This window comes from Paenibacillus sp. 1781tsa1 (assembly GCF_024159265.1).
Taxonomy (GTDB): domain Bacteria; phylum Bacillota; class Bacilli; order Paenibacillales; family Paenibacillaceae; genus Paenibacillus.
Window position 1 is genome coordinate 3,612,411 of the sequence record NZ_JAMYWY010000001.1, and the last position, 17,787, is coordinate 3,630,197.

General features: G+C 43.8%; 11 protein-coding genes. 9 read left to right on the plus strand and 2 right to left on the minus strand.

Features of this window, described 5'->3' with window-relative positions; translation table 11 throughout:
* Positions 1–34 precede the first annotated feature (34 nt).
* On the minus strand, positions 35–1,258 hold the full coding sequence (locus NKT06_RS15960; protein WP_253436310.1) for a helix-turn-helix domain-containing protein: 1,224 nt from the start codon (positions 1,256–1,258) through the stop codon (positions 35–37).
* A gap of 153 nt (positions 1,259–1,411) precedes the next feature.
* Here NKT06_RS15960 and NKT06_RS15965 point away from each other — a divergent pair, with 153 nt between their 5' ends.
* From NKT06_RS15965 to NKT06_RS15995, 7 genes are all read left to right on the plus strand, one after another.
* Positions 1,412–4,141 carry a glycoside hydrolase family 78 protein gene (locus NKT06_RS15965; protein ID WP_253436313.1) on the plus strand — a complete coding sequence of 910 codons (2,730 nt, stop codon included), beginning with the start codon at positions 1,412–1,414 and terminating at the stop codon, positions 4,139–4,141.
* Positions 4,142–4,371: 230 nt separating this feature from the next.
* Complete coding sequence (locus NKT06_RS15970; RefSeq protein WP_253436316.1) at positions 4,372–5,799, plus strand: MFS transporter; 1,428 nt, start codon at positions 4,372–4,374, stop codon at positions 5,797–5,799.
* 119 nt (positions 5,800–5,918) lie between these two features.
* A complete protein-coding gene (locus NKT06_RS15975) occupies positions 5,919–7,151 on the plus strand; it encodes a cytochrome P450 family protein (RefSeq protein WP_253436319.1) in 1,233 nt (410 codons plus the stop codon).
* A gap of 294 nt (positions 7,152–7,445) precedes the next feature.
* Complete coding sequence (locus tag NKT06_RS15980; protein WP_253442605.1) at positions 7,446–8,198, plus strand: SDR family NAD(P)-dependent oxidoreductase; 753 nt, start codon at positions 7,446–7,448, stop codon at positions 8,196–8,198.
* A gap of 220 nt (positions 8,199–8,418) precedes the next feature.
* Positions 8,419–9,630: a sensor histidine kinase gene (locus NKT06_RS15985; RefSeq protein ID WP_253436322.1), complete on the plus strand. Its 1,212-nt coding sequence runs from the start codon at positions 8,419–8,421 to the stop codon at positions 9,628–9,630.
* A complete protein-coding gene (locus NKT06_RS15990; protein ID WP_253436325.1) occupies positions 9,631–10,302 on the plus strand; it encodes a response regulator in 672 nt (223 codons plus the stop codon). It begins immediately after the preceding gene.
* Positions 10,303–10,509: 207 nt separating this feature from the next.
* On the plus strand, positions 10,510–12,735 hold the full coding sequence (locus NKT06_RS15995) for an MMPL family transporter (protein ID WP_253436327.1): 2,226 nt from the start codon (positions 10,510–10,512) through the stop codon (positions 12,733–12,735).
* A gap of 74 nt (positions 12,736–12,809) precedes the next feature.
* Here the strand turns inward: NKT06_RS15995 and NKT06_RS16000 are convergent, their stop codons facing one another.
* Positions 12,810–13,466, minus strand: coding sequence for a TetR/AcrR family transcriptional regulator (locus tag NKT06_RS16000; RefSeq protein WP_367399897.1), 657 nt, complete (start codon positions 13,464–13,466; stop codon positions 12,810–12,812).
* Positions 13,467–13,903: 437 nt separating this feature from the next.
* Between NKT06_RS16000 and NKT06_RS16005 the strand changes: the two genes are divergently transcribed.
* Together NKT06_RS16005 and NKT06_RS16010 are read left to right on the plus strand one after the other, a co-directional pair.
* Complete coding sequence (locus NKT06_RS16005; protein ID WP_253436330.1) at positions 13,904–16,570, plus strand: endo-1,4-beta-xylanase; 2,667 nt, start codon at positions 13,904–13,906, stop codon at positions 16,568–16,570.
* 234 nt (positions 16,571–16,804) lie between these two features.
* Positions 16,805–17,770 carry an ABC transporter permease gene (locus NKT06_RS16010; RefSeq protein WP_483311576.1) on the plus strand — a complete coding sequence of 322 codons (966 nt, stop codon included), beginning with the start codon at positions 16,805–16,807 and terminating at the stop codon, positions 17,768–17,770.
* Positions 17,771–17,787: the final 17 nt, after the last annotated feature.

Here is a 17,787-nt window from a genome sequence, read left to right on the forward strand (position 1 = left end):
TGAATGCATCGTTAGAATAAGCCCGCCATCGGGCTTATTCCTCTAACATATGATGCGTTTGTTGATACTGCTTAGGGGTTCTACCTGTGTGTGTTTTAAAAATCTTGGTGAAATAACTCTGATCCGTAAAACTCAAAAGAGACCCGATCTCAGAAAGTGGAGTGCTCGTAAAGTGAATCATATGTTTAGCTTCCTCAATTTTAATCTGTTGAATATATTTATTAACGGGAACTCCTACTTCTTTTTTAAAGAGTACCGATAGATAGTTTGGGCTAATACCGGCATGTTCAGCAATTTTTTCATGTGTCATTTTGGAATAACGGTGGTTATATATATAATTTTTGCAAAGTGTTACGATTTTAGAATGCTGTGATTCTTTAACCTGAGAGACTTTCTCGGTTAACGAAAAAAATGCTTCCAAGCAGCATTGATCGATCTCTTTATCGGTCCGTAGATCCTCAAGGCGCTGTATGTAAACATCACTTACCGAAAAAGCAATCTCCGAATAGAGACCCCCGTCAATTGCTGCTCTGGCTGCAAGAGCTATACCGATGATGCCAAGATTCTTTTTAGAACGGATATGACTTGATTTGGACAGGACTCCTGTATTTTCACGACCAAGTTGTGTAAAGTGTTTGAGCATATCCAATTTACCGTCCTTAACAATCGTTAACAATTTCTTTTCATTTAGCGGGTTGTGATGGAGCATCTCATCATAGCCTTTTGATGAATTTATGGAACTTTGTATTTCTTTTTCCTTGATATGAATACCGCGCAAATAGTCCTGTACTACATCCTCAGCTTCGATCAATTCGTGATTAAACATTTGATTAACCAAGATCGTGATGTTAATTAGCCTCTCATGGGTTATCACAGGAACAGACTGATAATAATGATATACTTGTTCCCGGTTCGCAAAGAGATGTGTGTCATTAATGAGCCCATTTATTTTATGTTCAATCAAGCTAAATGGAAGGGAAGGTCCTAAAATGATGGTTCCTTCATCGTTCAGATCGTTACCAATACGAATTAAAATGTAGTTCTCAAAAAACATCGTTCTTACAACTGAAGGATCTTCTTTACACACGGATGGATCAAACCCCAACACTGAAAAAAAGAATTGTTTATCATTTTTATACAGCGGATTAAGTATTCGATTACCCATCAGTTCGAATTGAACCTCTCCGGTGGAGCTTACAAAGAAGATGGACATATCAAAAAGTTCTGCAATAAGTTTACATTGACGTTTTAGGTCCATTTTGTGTGTGACTCCTTTTTTTAATCATTTTATCACATCAAAATTATAAAATTACAATTATATTACCATATTGTATGAGGAAATTTCTTTATGATATTTTAGTAAGCGTTAACATTTAGGTGTGTGAGATCTATGTTGAAGGGTGGTCATCTCATGGAATTAAAAGATTTCCGGATTGAATACATGCATAATCCGATTGGACTGGACACAGTAAACCCAAGATTCTCATGGAAATTAGGTTCTACTGAACAGGACGTAATGCAATCCGCTTACCGAATAAGTGTCACACAAGATTTGCAGAAAATCTGGGATTCTGAAAAGAGGGATGAAGACGTCTCCGTTTTAGTGGAATATGCTGGTCCTCGTTTACAGGCCTCGACTTTGTATCAGGTTCAAGTCGAAGTTTGGGATAACAAAGGTAATCACGCAGTCATGGAAGGACATTTTGAGACCGGGTTGCTGAATGGCAGCAACTTTCAGGCAGAGTGGATTACACATCCATTCCCGAGCGAAGAAAGTGCTCCACCCGTTTTCTACAAAGAATTCTCTGTCGAAAAGGAAATTCAGCAAGCCCGAATCTATACCACTTCCCTCGGTGTTTATGAAATTGCGATCAATGGGACAAGAGTAGGAGAAGACTACTTTGCACCTGGATGGACGAATTACAACGAGCGATTGCAATATCAGACTTACCGTTTGGACGGGATGCTGGAGAGCCAGAATAAAATAGAGATTACGGTGGGGAATGGCTGGTATAAAGGCATATTTGGTTTTACTTGCACTCCGAACCATTACGGGGATAGAGTTGCTGCACTTGCTGAAATCCATATTGTCTATACGGATGGAACAAAAGAGATCATTGCAACCGACAAAACCTGGCAGGTGACTACCGGACCCATCCGTTCAAGTGAAATTTACATGGGCGAGACTTATGATTCATGTTTTCATGAAAGTCAGTCCTTTCATGTGGAAACAACCTCTTTCGATAAAAATCGCCTTGTTGCTCAGGAAAGTGAACCTGTCAAAATCACAAAAAGGCTCCCTGCACTTCAGTTGATTACAACTCCAAAAGGAGAATGTGTCATTGATTTCGGGCAAATCCTTACTGGGTTTGTAGAGCTTCGAACCAAAGGGCGGAAAGGTCAAACGATAACCATACGGCATGCTGAGGTTCTTGATAAGGAAGGAAATTTCTATCCGGATACGTTAAGACAGGCAGTATCCATTGATCAATTGATCTGTAACGGTAAAGATCAAATTTTCCGTCCTCATTTCACTTTCCATGGATTTCGGTATATCGCCATTGAAGGGGTAGATGAGATCCAGCTCGATCAATTCACAGCTTGCGTGCTGCATTCAAGTCTGGAGGAAACAGGCCGTTTCGTGACCTCCAATGCCATGGTGAACCAGTTGCAAAGCAACATTCAGTGGAGCCAAAGAGGTAACTTTCTGGATATACCGACGGACTGCCCTCAAAGAGACGAGCGTCTAGGGTGGACAGGAGATGCACAAGTATTTGCCGGGACCGCTGCGTTCAATATGAATGTTGCCTCCTTCTTCAAGAAATGGCTGCGCGACCTTGCCTCTGAGCAGACGGAGGAATATGGGGTTCCCCATGTCATTCCTAACATTCTTGGAAATCAGGAAGGTGCTGCTGCCTGGAGCGATGCCGCTGTTATTGTCCCTTGGGTCATGTACCAAACCTATGGAGATCTTCGATTGCTGCGAGAACAATATGACAGCATGAAGGGGTGGATTGATTATATTACTGCACGTTGTGGAGCGAATGGATTATGGCAGACTGGTTATCAATATGGGGACTGGTTAGGGTTGGACAAAGAGGAGATTAGTAACGATAGAACAGGGGCTACAGATGTTTATCTGGTAGCAAACGCTTATTATGCATATTCGACCGAACTGGTTGCAAAAACAGCCAAGCTTCTGGACAAAACCGAAGATGCCGTCCGTTACGAAGAATTGCATAGCCAGATCAAACAGGCTTTCAATGCAGAATATATCTCTTCAACTGGCAGACTGGTCAGCGAAACTCAAACGGCCTGCGTGTTAGCGCTACACTTCAACCTTGCCGAGGAGAGATACAAGGATCGGATTCGCAAGACGCTTGAAAACAATATAGCGAAACATAAAAACCATCTCACGACAGGATTTGTTGGTACTCCATATCTGTGCCATGCCTTATCGGACAATGACCTGCATGACCTTGCTGGTACCTTGTTTCTGAAAGAGGATTTCCCATCTTGGTTGTACGCCGTAAAAAAAGGGGCTACCACGATATGGGAACGGTGGAATTCCATTCTGCCTAATGGTGATTTCGATACATCAGGTATGAATTCCTTGAATCATTACGCCTATGGATCCATTGGGGAATGGATGTATAGAAAACTCGCGGGAATTAATCCAATTGAGGCAGGTTATAAGAAGATTCTGATAAAACCTCAATTCATCCGAGGAATCAGTTCGGTAGATGCTGCTTTTGATTCGGTCTACGGAGAGATAAAAAGCTCTTGGTCATGCAGGGCGGGTAACATTATAGTAAATGTAACGATACCAGCAAATACAACCGCAATTATTGTACTGCCTGAGAAACCTGTGCCTGTGGAGGTTGGTTCCGGATCTTACAGCTTCGAATATGCGACGCAAACCAGTCTCGAAAGAGAACGGTTTACCATGGATTCGACACTCAAAGAGATTGTGGAAGAGCCCACAGCAGTTCGAATGTTAAACGAGCACGCTCCCGGTATGCTGGATCACCCGATGATTCAATATGCTTATGATTTATCTGTAAGTGAATTGCTCGCCAATACGCCAGAGGAGACCGAACAGTTATTTAGAAGAGTCATCCAAATGCTCAATGCATCTTAGGTATGAAGGGGAAAGGGTTGATTATGAAGGCGCTGCAGGAAACGAGCAGCGCCATTTTGTATTACAGAAATTCGTTATGGAAGAACGAAAAAATAGCACTTAAAAAAAGGATAAGCACCAATACGAATTTACTAAAAAAATAATGAAGTTACCATATTAAACCCTTGAGGAGGACTAAAATAATGTTTGAAAGCGGTACCATGAAGCGAATGAAATAAGGGGGAACAGCAATGAAAGCAGAGCGAGAAATCCTTAATCCATCAGTTGTAAAGGGAAGCAAGAAGTCCAAGGCATTAGGTCTTGATGCCCAAGGCATTCAGAAAACAATGCGCCCTTACCATTACTTAGGTGACGGAGCAGCGCAATTTGCCTTAAACTCCATCAGCGGACTGATTGGGATGTTAACTTATTTTTATACAGACAAGGTAGGGATTGCTGCTGCCACAGTAGGCACGATTATGCTCATCACCAAATTTATCAATGCAATAACAGACTTGCTGATGGGTAGGATCGTTGATGCGACAAAATCAAAATATGGAAAGGCTAGACCCTGGATTCTATGGATGGCTCTCCCCGCAATGGCATCTATCATATTACTGTTCACAGTGCCCGCCGAGGCATCATCAACGGTAAAAACCTTCTATGCATTAGCTACAGTTGCCTTTGCTTCAGCTATTGTGTATACGGGAATTGCGATCCCTTTCGGAAGCTTGATGGCGATCCGTACCAGAAGTGTAGAAGAACGCGGTAAAATGGGCCTTACCCGAACCATCTTTGGATATATTATCGGGATGATTATCGCTATCGCATTAATTCCATTAACCAATATGCTTGGTGGGGATCAAAAAGCATGGATTATCGTTGCGGTTGTTCTGGGTATTGTATCTTTCATTTCCTTAATCCTGACCTTCTTAGCATCCAAAGAAAACAATGCTGGCGCAAGTATTGTTGAAAGCGATAACATTCCTTTCTGGGAAAGCATCAAGCTCCTATTCCAGAACAAATACTGGGTCATCATGCTGTTTGCTCAGTTATTGATCAACATGCTCTACACGCTTAATGGTTCAACAGGAATCTATTACACCAAGTATATTCTCGGGAATGAGAACCTGATCGGAATCATGGGGGCAGTTGGATTAGTCCCGGTTTTTTTTGGATTTGTTATGGTGGGACCCATGATCAAGAAATTCGGACTTACCAGAACTGCACGGATAGGCATGATTCTTGGCATCGTTTCATCACTTATTCGTTGCTTTATGCCATATAACTTTATTGCAGCTATAGTACTTGGCGGTATTGCGACACTGGCAACCATTCCAATGATGGCTGTCGGCGGAGTGTTGGTGAACAACACCGTGGAATACGGTGAATGGAAGACAGGTAAACGCTTAGTTGGGATGGTCAATAGCGCAAACAGCTTTGGCGTTAAAATTGGTACGGGCCTGGCTGCCGCGATGATCGGCTGGATTCTTGCCATGGGCAGCTACGATGGAGCGTTAGTAACACAGGCGGATTCAGCGATTACCAGCATTCTGGTTCTGACGGTATATCTTCCTTTGGTGATATTCGTTCTTACGTATCTCTGCTTGCGCAAATACGATTTGGATGAGAAGTATCCTCAAATTGTAAAAGAACTGGAAGAACGCTTGAATCCTTAGGAAGATGCAAGTTATCGCGGATTACTGGGAATAAATGAACTTATTTGAAAGTGAATTGTTAAATATGATAGTCTTTATATTGTAGTGATATTAATACTATCATTTTAAGGGGTGATGTGATGTTTACCAATGAAAATCAAGGTCGTTCCAAGTCCAAAGTAGATTTCATGGATCATTCTTTCATTCAGCAGCCTTTCCCAGTCTACGAAAAACTGCGTTCCGAAGAGCCTGTCCATCGACTATTACTGCCAAGTGGGCATGCTGCGTGGATGGTTACCCGATATGAGGATGCCGTCAACATTTTGCAGGATGGTCGCTTTGTAACCGGGGTTCTCGATAACAGGAACGATGAAACGGAGGCGTCCCTTCCTCCGCATCAGGCGATTATCTCACGGAATCTGATCAGTGTTGGTCCAGAAGATCATCGTCGACTGCGACGCTTGATTCAGAAGGCTTTTACTCCCCGCATGATTGAGAGGCTGCGGGGACGAATCGTGGAAATAAGCGATGAATTGCTAGATAAGATTCAGGCCGGAAACTCTCGGGAGTTTGATTTAATCGAGGACTATGCCTTCCCGCTGCCCATTATCGTTATTTGTGAAATGTTAGGTGTTCCGCTGAAGGATCAAGACAAATTCAGAGCCTGGTCCAATACCATTATGGAGAGTGTCAGCAATCCGCAGATGAACCAGGAGAGCGATGAAGTGATGAAGGCTTTTGTGAATTACTTACAAGAACTGATCACGCAGCGGCGCAATCATATTCAACAAGACCTCATCAGCGATCTCATCAGCATTGAGGAAGAAGGTGACAAACTAACGGAGCAGGAGTTATATGCACTAGTGTTCGTACTCATCATAGCAGGGCATGAAACAACAGTGAATCTGATTGGGAACGGAATGTTGGCGTTGCTGGAACATCCCCAGCAAAAGCAACTACTTATGGAACAACCGGATCTGATTCAAGCGGCGGTTGAGGAAGTGCTGCGATTTAACGGGCCGGCAGAAATTAGCAATGTTCGCTGGGCTACGGAAAACGTTGATTTTCAAGGAATACAAATTCGCCAAGGAGACATGATGCTGGTCGCTTTATCGTCAGCGAATCGGGATTCCAGTCAATATGAAAACCCCGATACGTTTGACATTACTCGCAAAGTCAATGACCACATTGCTTTTGGTAAAGGAATTCATTATTGTCTTGGCGCTCCACTTGCGAGACTTGAAGGCGAAGTTGCGATCAACGCTCTACTTCACCGGCTGCCGGAGATCCGGTTAAATACGGATGCGGAACTGCTGGAGTGGAGGCCAGGAATGATCATCCGGGGACTCAAAGCTTTTCCGGTCGTATACTAATATATTGGAGAGATGAACCTAATGAGTTATGACGAGAATATCCGAATTGGTGAATTGTTGAACAACGCAGAATCGTTTGCTGTACTGGAGAAGCATTTGCCTGAATTCGTGAAGGAACCAACGCTCAAGATGGCCACTAACTTTACGTTGGATCAACTAGCTGCATTGCCTCAGGTAGATATTCCTTTGTCTACTCTTCAGATTTTGAAGCAGGAACTTGCAGCCATTGCGTTTGGAGCAACAGTTCAGAAGCAAGAAATTGATGCACCAACAGGAAATAAAGAAGGGTTTTCTCTGGAAGGTAAAGTGATCGTTGTTACGGGGGCTGGCAGTGGGATTGGAAGAGCCAGCGCGGTGATGATGGGATCTCGCGGAGCGAAGCTTGTACTGGTTGATTTCAATGAGCAGACAGGGGAAGAAACGTTAGCACTGATTCGCGAAAATGGCGGCGAAGCTACTTTTGTACAGGCTGACGTATCCAAAGAGAGTGATGTTCAAAACTATATTCAAAAAGCAGTAGAAGCCTATGGAAAAATTGATGTGGCATTCAATAACGCGGGCATACTCCAGAAATTCCAACGTTTTCAGGATATCTCCGAGGAAGAATTCACACGGATCATGGATGTGAATGTGAAAGGGATCTTTTTAGGTATGAAATATGCCTTGCAGGTTATGGATAAACAGGGATACGGGCATATCATTAATACGGCGTCTACTACGGCTATTCGTGCTGAACACAGTCTGGCTGCATACACCGCAAGCAAGCATGCGGTTGCAGGTTTGACCAAAGCGGCGGCCCTTGAATATGTACGCAAAGGTATTCGTATCAATGCCATCTGTCCAGGCGGGGTAGCTACAACATTAACGGCTGCGGTTCCCCAATCGCTGCAGGAGAGCGGTTACGTGCCTGAAGAGTTTCCGAATATGCGGATCGGGCGTTATGCAGAGCCTGAAGAACTCGCCCAGATCGTTGCGTTTCTTGCATCTGATTATTCCAGTTACATGACAGGATCAATCATCCTCGCAGATGGTGGCATCACACTCTAATCATTGGTTCAAGTTCACCTTCTGAAATGCTATAAATATAGGAACTGTCCGGAGGGAGAACCCTTTTGGCAAGTTTCGCATAATCATTCAAAGTTATCGTCCATAAGTCTAACTTGTGGACGATTTTCATTACAAAAAGGGATGTACGAAAGGGCATGCACGATCGTACATCTTTTTGGTCGTAATTTGGACTATAATGACTTATACAAGAGGTGATCCCATGAAAATAGTACGGAAGAAGGCAAATCCGTCCGGAATAAATGAAGAAACGGACCCGATTGCGTCTTCACGTATTCCCATAATCATCTGGCTTTGGCTTGTTGCCATGGCTACTTTGATCCTGCAAACGATGTCAGCCCCTATATTAGTACCCAGTATTATCTTTGTAGCCGCAATGTTAATCCATACCATGGTGTACTGGGAAGTAAACAAAATTATACAACGATCCAAATTGCTCTATATACTTCTTCAAGCAGGGTTAATTTACGGCAGTGCCATGTTAATGCCAGATGGAATGCCTGCTGTGTTGATCGGTTTAATTCCGGTGTTGATTGGACAAACCTTTGCCATTTATTATGAGACGGCAAAAATCGTACTGGTTGCATTTGTTTTATATTTATTATTCTGCACGGTAACCCTGTTTACACGATCTGGTACGGATGTTGCCTTGTTAATTCTATTACTGTTAATGATGATCGTTGTCGTGGTATCCTATGCGGTGCTTTTCTATCGTCAGGTCAATGCCCGTGTTAGAACATTAACGTTTCTGCATGAGCTGGAGAAGGCTCATCAAAAAGTAGAGGAATTGACGCTAACAAGCGAGCGACAACGTATGGCAAGAGATCTGCATGATACATTGGCTCAAGGACTCGCCGGTATTATAATGCAGCTGGAGGCCGTCGATGAGCACATGAATCGAGGGAGTTTTCCGCGCGCCCACGAGATTATCCGCAGTTCAATGGGCCAAGCACGCCAAACCTTGGCTGATGCACGCAAAGCCATTGATGACCTTCGAACCAAGGCCACACCGGCTATTACCTTTGGAGAGGCAATACAGGAACAGACGCTACGTTTCCAACAGGCGACCGGAATTGAAGTTGTATTGGACGGGAATGCTCCGAGTTTCATATCCAAAGTAGGAATGGAGCACGTATTGCACATTTTAAGTGAATCGCTAATGAACATAGCCAGGCATGCTCAGGCAACGAGCGTAACCATTCACATGGCTATGGAGAAAGAAGATTTCCATCTTATTATACGAGATAACGGAAGGGGCTTTAGCGTAGACCGAATCGGAAAACAATCCGGGCACTATGGCTTGATCGGGATGAATGAACGGGCCAGGTTGATAGGTGGCAACATTGAGATTGAAAGCGGAAAACAAGGAACGACTATTTTGTTTCGTGTTCCACTTGAAAAAGGAGAAATCTGAATGAAATATAACATACTCATCGTCGATGATCATTGGGTGGTCCGTGAAGGACTTAAATTAATATTGGAGACCAGTGAAAACTATCTAATTGTAGGAGAGGCTGAGGAAGGAGAAGAAGCTATCCGAATTATGTTAGACAAACAGCCTGATGTCATTCTCCTGGACTTGAATATGCCCGGGGGACTCAGTGGTTTGGATACCTTGAAACGTATGAACGAGCAACACATTCGTATACCTGTCATTATTCTAACTACATACAACGAAGATGACTTGATGATCGAGGGACTTTCCCTTGGAGCCAAAGGGTACTTGCTCAAGGATACGAGCCGAGAACAATTATTTCGAACGTTGGATTCTGCCATTCGTGGAGAAACACTACTTCAACCTGAAATAACGTCAAGAGTCTTTGCGTTTCATACGAAGTCTGCTCAAGAACCCAAAACACAGCCACAACTATTAATTGACAAGGAGTCAACCCTGATTAGTGAGAGAGAGTTACTCGTTTTACAAGCCGTGGCTCGTGGTTTACGCAGCAGAGATATTGCTTTTGATATGGGTATTGCCGAGAGAACAGTAAAAGCATACCTCACCAACATTTACAACAAACTTGGAGTGAATTCGCGATCAGAAGCTGTTGCAGTAGCTGTCGAGAAGGGGATCTTACACTTGTAAACCTATAACTTGTAAGGCACCCTTTCGTAATCAAAGATAAAAATGGTATGCCCGTTATGACCTATCCCTTCTATGCCCCATCGTACATGAAAGGCTTGCCCTTTCGTACGATTTTTTTTTGGTTTTATTTCGTTAACATAAGGGTACAGAGCATTTCCTTAGATAGCTCTTGGATTTTTGTGGAAGTGAAAGGGGAAGAAATAAGTTATGGCAAAATGGTTATATCGTCTCGGGGTTTGGTCAACGAGAAAACGGAAAATGGTCATTACGATGGGGCTATCACTTCTTATTGTACTTGCATCTTTAGGACTTGGTATGGGTACTTCGTTTACGGGTGAAATGACTATACCAGGAACGAAGTCGGATCAGGCGGCGAAAGTACTAAACTCAGAGTTTCCATCATCAGATGACGGTGGTCAGATCAGGCTCATTTTCAAAGCGAAAAATGATTCATTGACTTCGGAGGCAAACAAAAATTACATTCGGCAAGCCCTGAAAGATGTAAAGACGGATTTATCAGTCAAATCTGTAGCTAGCCCATTTGAGTCAATGACTCTAAGTGCGGATAAAAAGATTGGTTATGCGGACATTACGTATTCTAAACCCGCCAGTGAAGTGGGTGAGCACTCGAAAGAACATGTGTTGAACATTGCAGAGTGGCTCGGTAAGGAAGGGATTCAAACAGAGATTGGAGGCAGTGTTGCCTTTTCTGAAATAGAAGTAGGGGGCATATCTGAAGTCATTGGTATCCTAATTGCCTTCATGATTCTAGCATTTACGTTTACTTCGTTTCTAGCAGCAGGACTACCCATACTTACAGCGGTCATAGGACTTGGAATTGGTCTAATGACTGTAATCATTGGTTCTAATTTCGTATCGATGTCATCATTCTCCATTACGTTAGCAGTCATGCTTGCTTTAGCAGTCGGTATTGATTATGCACTATTTATCATGTCACGATACCGTCAGCAGTTGGCAGAAGGATATGACAGAGAAACAGCGATCGCTCAGGCTAACGCAACAGCAGGAGGCTCGGTTGTATTTGCAGGGCTGACTGTAATTATCGCGCTAGTGGGGTTATCCGTCGTACAAATTCCCTTCATTACGATGATGGGACTTGCGGCTGCTATTAGCGTATTTGTAGCTGTCCTCATTGCGATCATTCTCGTACCTGCCATATTGGCTGCAGCAGGAGACCGCATCAGTCCGTCCCGCGAAAATCGTTGGCTGAGAAAATGGTCCGGGAGCAAAAAAGAGAAAACAAACGAAAACGCATGGAGTCGAGTTGTCACGAGAAAGCCTTGGCTTACTGCCATTCTATGTATTGCCGTCTTAACGATGTGTACCTTGCCTTTTCTGCATATGCAACTTGGCTTGCCCGACAATGGCCTGAAATCGACTGAAACGACAGAGCGTCGTGGATATGATCTCATGGCTGAGGGATTCGGTGAAGGGTTCAATGGCCCACTCGTGATTGTCGCCAAAGCTAATCAAAGTGACGATCCTCAAGCAGCAATCGCTCAAGCGACGGCTTACATCAGCGATCTGCCGAATGTCTCTAGTGCAACACCCGCAATACCGAGTCCATCGGGAAATGCAGCCATCGTTACAGTGTTACCCAAGACAGGCCCGCACGATATTCGAACGACTGAACTGGTGGAGACTATACGTGAAAAAGCCGATCAACAAAACAATAAACAGGTCGAGATTATGGTTACGGGTGGAACTGCGGTTAACATTGATATTTCCGAGAAATTGCAACAGGCATTACCTAAGTTCGCTTTATTGATTGTTGGTCTTGCTTTTGTACTGCTTATGCTCGTTTTCCGATCTTTGCTTGTACCGATCAAGGCTGTACTTGGTTTTCTGTTTACACTAGGTTCAACACTCGGCTTTATTGTCTGGGTCATTCAAGATGGTTATCTGGCCAGTATGTTCGGTATCCCTGAGCCTGGGCCGGTGCTTAGTTTCCTTCCTATTCTCGTCACTGGAATTCTGTTTGGACTTGCCATGGACTACGAGGTGTTCCTTGTCAGCCGAATGCGTGAAGACTTCACTCAGACTGGAGATGCACGACAATCGGTAAAAAGCGGGATAAACCATAGTGGCCCAGTCGTTACTGCTGCAGGCTTAATTATGATTGCCGTGTTCGCCAGCTTTATTTTTGCAGAAGATACCATTATCAAATCCATGGGATTAGCCCTGGCATTTGGCATACTCGTGGATGCTTTCATCGTGCGTATGACACTTGTGCCGGCTATAATGACCCTTCTTGGAAAAAGCGCCTGGTATATCCCGGCATGGCTTGATCGCTTGTTGCCTAACATCGATGTAGAGGGCGAGTCGGTTATGCGAGAAAACCATAAAGCCACCAGTGGTTTTGATCAAACTATTAAGGAGAAAAACTTACGAGAAGTAAAAAGTAGAGGATGAGGGCTGCCCATTACTGCAGCGCCTTCTCCGTTGGATGTCATGAATCAGTTTGGACGCGTTCATACGAATTGAAGTCATGGTTTCAAAGACTCTAGAAAAAGAGATTTAAGTAAGTTGAATTGCTCGGATGGGTCTACACGAGTGTTGAATGCATCGATACCTTCTAGCATGGACATTTTCTTGGAAAATGTTCCGAATACATTCATCATCGTAAGTAGAATGTTGACGGAATTTGAACCGGCACGGACAGAATGATCCTGTTCTCCCAACGCTGCCAATTCGGTAAAAAGTCCGATGATTTTGTTATATTCGGTTTGATACAATTCCATATGCTCTACTGGCTCTTTCGAAAGCGCCACGTAACATTCAAAGGCTTCAATCAACTTGGAGTTTTGTTGATGTTCTGCTTGCTGAAAGAAGATCAGGGCATCGAATATTTCGTTTAATTTCTCGTAACAGGTTCCTTCTCCATGCACAATCTTTTCAAAGATAATCACTTCGGACTGAACAATATATGAAGCAGCGGCAACAATCAAATGTTCTTTCTTGGGAAAATAGCGGAATACAGTAGCTACGCCAAGGCTCGCAGCCTTGGCAATTTCCTGCATGGTGGCCTTTTCGAATCCTTGCTGTGTGAAAATAGAAATGGCAGCTTCAATGATGCTTAAACGACGTTTTTCTCGCAGCTCGCTACGCTCATTTTCCTGGCGTTCTCGGGGTTGAATAGGGATAACCTCCTGTCTCTGTAACTCAGGTTATGCTAACAATTGCAATTCTATTTGTCAACGAAGCAAGGTATGCAACGGTTTTATACTCAAATAACCCTAATCAGATCACCAGCCAAGATTAGCTATAGAGGGAGACTTCATTATAAATGAACAAACTAAAATGGTTATTGCAACATACGAGAATAAGAACAAAGATCATGTTGGATCACCCGTAGTTCTTGAAGCTGGAGTAGATATCCCCGATGCGTTTTTAAGTAATAACGATAGTAGACATTCTGATGCAGCATAGTTTATGACGCTCTACATAGCAGATGATAACATTTTGTTATCATTATTCGATTTTTGTTATATGTAAGCGATAACAAAAGAAATATAATCCATTTATCTGGATGTTTGTTAAATAATCTAGAAATTGGATAATCAATGAAAAGGAGGATCACATGAAACAATTACGTCAATGGAATATTGGATTTTTAGTTTTACTGCTCGTTTTAACCACCCTTCCATTTGCAAATGTTTCACACGCAGCCAATGAAGTCACAGGTACAGAAGCAGGACAGTTCAGCACCAATTTTGAAGATGGTACACTTCAGGGATGGACTGCACGGATTGGTACGGAAAACCTCACAGTAACAGAAAAGGAAGCACATGAAGGGAAGTCAAGCATGTTGGTTACCAACCGTGAACGCTCCTATCATGGACCCATGTTCTCGATGAAAGAGCTGCTTCAGCGTAATCAATTATATGTAATTACAGCATATGTCAAGCTTACACAAGAGCCAGCTACCGATCAAACATTGCAGCTCACCGCGTATAAAAAAACGAATGCCGAAAGCTGGAATTCGATCGGTAGCGTGGAGATCGCTAAAGCCCAATGGAATACTTGGCATAAGGTCACTGGAACATTCCAGTACAGCGATGACCCTGCTGAGCTGAAACTATTCATTGAAACGCCTTACATCTCTGAGGATAGCGTAGATACGTTATCGTTCTATGTGGATGATGTATCCTTTGTTCAATCCGAGCAACCGAAGATTGAAGAAGATATTTTATCTCTGAAAGATTTGTATAAAGATGATTTTCCCATTGGTGCAGCGGCATATCGCTGGCAGCTGGATGGCGCATATGGACAACTGCTGTCGAAACACTTTAACAGCCTGACTGCAACCTATGAAATGAAACCGAGATACATATCGCCCTCCGAAGGCGTATATGAATTCGAGGCTGCCGATCAATATGTTAAGTTCGCCGAGGAACATCATATGGGTGTACGCGGACATGCGCTGCTGTGGCATATTGATGCTGCAGAATGGATGCTGAAAGATGCTCAGGGCAAGCCTGCAAGCCGGGAGTTATTACTTGCCCGGATTAAGGATTACGTTGAAACCGTCATGACCCGATATAAAGGGAAAATTGATGCCTGGGATGTGGTAAATGAGGCGATTGCCGATAGTAATGGTGATGCCAGTGGTTTACGTAAAAGCCCTTTTTATGAACTCATCGGACCGGATTATATAGAAAAAACCTATGAATTCGCGCGTGCAGCCGATCCGGATGCCAAACTATATTATAACGAATACTTCACAGAAGTCCCTGAGAAAAGAGAGCATATGTATCAGTTGGTCAAACGACTGAAAGAAAAGGGACTGATCGATGGCGTGGGCTTGCAGTCCCACTATAATCTGGCTTCCCCGCCCGTAGAAGAAATCGAGAAAACCATCAACCTGTTCGCTGGACTTGGACTGGATATTCAGATCACGGAACTGGATGTAGATAGCGGAATCCCGTTTGGTGAAGAGATGCCCGTTGAAGTTGCTGTACAACAGGCTTATCGCTACAAGGAATTAATGGATCTGTATCAAAAACACAAAGATCAGATCTCTTCCGTAACCCTATGGGGACTTCAGGATGAGAGGTCTTACAACAACCAGGCAATGTTGTTTGATTCAGAACTGAAAGCCAAAAAAGCTTACTGGGGACTTGTAGATGAGTCCAGCTTACCTGTTTTGACACAGAGAGCTATCTCTCTTTCGGGTAAACCCGATAACAAAAAAACGCTTCATGACCCACTATGGAATAAAGCCGTATCTACACCATTGAAGGGAGAATCATCCGGTACAGCCAGCTTCCGTACCTTATGGGACCCAAAAAACCTCTATCTTCTGGTCGATGTACAAGATGCAAAAGTCGATGGGAATGACCGCGTAGACATCTTTGTTGATTTTAATAATGGCAAGACCTCCTCCTACGAAGAAGATGACCGACATATTGTGATTACACGTACGGGCAAATATCAGGGTAAGGATGTGCGTTCATCTCGTGTAAGAGAAACGAAAGGCGGGTATCAGGTAGAATTGTCCATTCCTTGGAGTCATGTAAAGGTGGATTCCGGCTCCGAAATCGGCTTCGATATCCGTGTGACGGACGGCAGTGCAGGTGGAGAGCAACCAAATCAAGCACTGTATTGGAATGACCGAACACAATCCCAGGACACAGATACCAGCAAATACGGAGTGATTCAACTTGACCCTATGCCAAAATCCGTAGAAGCTGTGCAAGCTCATATTCAGATTGACGGAAATAAAGAAGCTTTGTGGAATAAGGCCGTTCCTTTTGAAGTAAAACGGTTGAATGAGGATGCAGGCGCTGAGGCTGTGGCTCGTGCGATGTGGTCAGGTGAGTATCTGTATCTGCTGATCGACGTTACAGACCCAAACATCATCACGGATAGTATTAACCCATGGGATCAGGACTCGGTTGAGATTTTCCTGGACGAAAATCACCAGCGCACACCGTATTTTCAATATGATGACGCCCAATTCAGAGTCAGCGCAGACAACGTGGGGACCTTCGCTGGCAGTGCCTCGCCTGGACGGTTCGCAAGTGCGGTGAAGAAAACCAAAAAAGGATATCTGGTCGAAGCCAGAATCAAGTTGCAGTCCCTGACGCCCAAAGCAGGAGATGTGATCGGTTTCGATCTTCAAATTAATGATAACCAGGGCGAGGGCAAGCAAAACGTAGCGAAGTGGAATGATACAACGAATGAAAGCTGGAGAAATACGTCCCAGTATGGCATTCTCTCTTTTGTAGAAAAAGACAAACATTAGATCTTCGTTAGTTATCCCTGTAAAGTCAGAACCCTCGTACTTGTGGAGAGAACGATCCATAGGTATGGGGGTTCTTTTCGTATAAACGACAAGTCATATTAACAATTTGTTATCGAAGCTATGGTTTTATCATGTTGACTTGGAGGGAGCCAATCTATACTTAAACCTACGGAGATTAAACAGAACCTTGGCTGACGTCTCTGAAACCAATAGAGAAAGAGGGGGAGCACACGAATGAGTAATGCAAAAGCCAACACACCCACCCAAGTCAATGTGATTCGTCCGAGTCCCCGGCGTACCAAACGCAATAAAGGCTCCAGGCGAACGCTGGCACTGGATCTGATGTTATTGCCAGCAGTTATCTTGACGTTCATATTTGCGTACATACCGATGGGCGGATTGGTCATTGCTTTTCAAGATTACAAGCCCTGGCTCGGGTTTGCCAAGTCTTCCTGGATCGGATTGGAGCATTTCCAATTCCTGTTCAGTATGCCGGAGAATGTGCAGGTAATCTGGAACACCCTGATTATTGCAGGGTTGAAACTGATTGGAGGTCTGATTGCACCGCTGATCTTTGCCTTACTCCTTAACGAAGTACGGAAGGAAACCTTCAAAAAGAGTATACAAACGTTCGTTTATCTGCCGCACTTCCTGTCATGGGTCATTCTAGGCGGAATTTTGCTGGACATGCTTGCAACGAAAGGCATGATCAATCAGTTTCTTGGGGCGGTATTTGGTCTTGAACCAATCTTTTTCCTTGGGGATGGCACTTGGTTTAGAATCGTCGTTGTTACAAGTGATATCTGGAAGGAATTCGGTTTCGGTGCCATTATCTTTCTTGCCTCGCTGGCAGGCATTAATCCAGCACTATACGAGGCAGCTGAGGTGGACGGAGCAAGTCGCTGGCAGCAAACCTGGTCCATTACGATTCCGGCTCTCATTCCCATCATGATTGTTGTAGGCACGTTGTCCCTCGGGAATATCCTGAACGGAGGATTCGATCAGATTTTCAATCTGTATAATCCGCTCGTTTACGATAAGGGTGATATCATCGACACCTTTGTTTATCGGGTAGGTCTCATCGATGGTAAGTTTGGATTCTCGGCTGCAGTCGGACTTTTCAAATCGGTGGTCGGATTCGTGTTGATCGTGATTGCATACCGTGCAGCTTATAAATTTGCGAACTACCGTATTTTCTAGAAAGGAGACCTTACCGC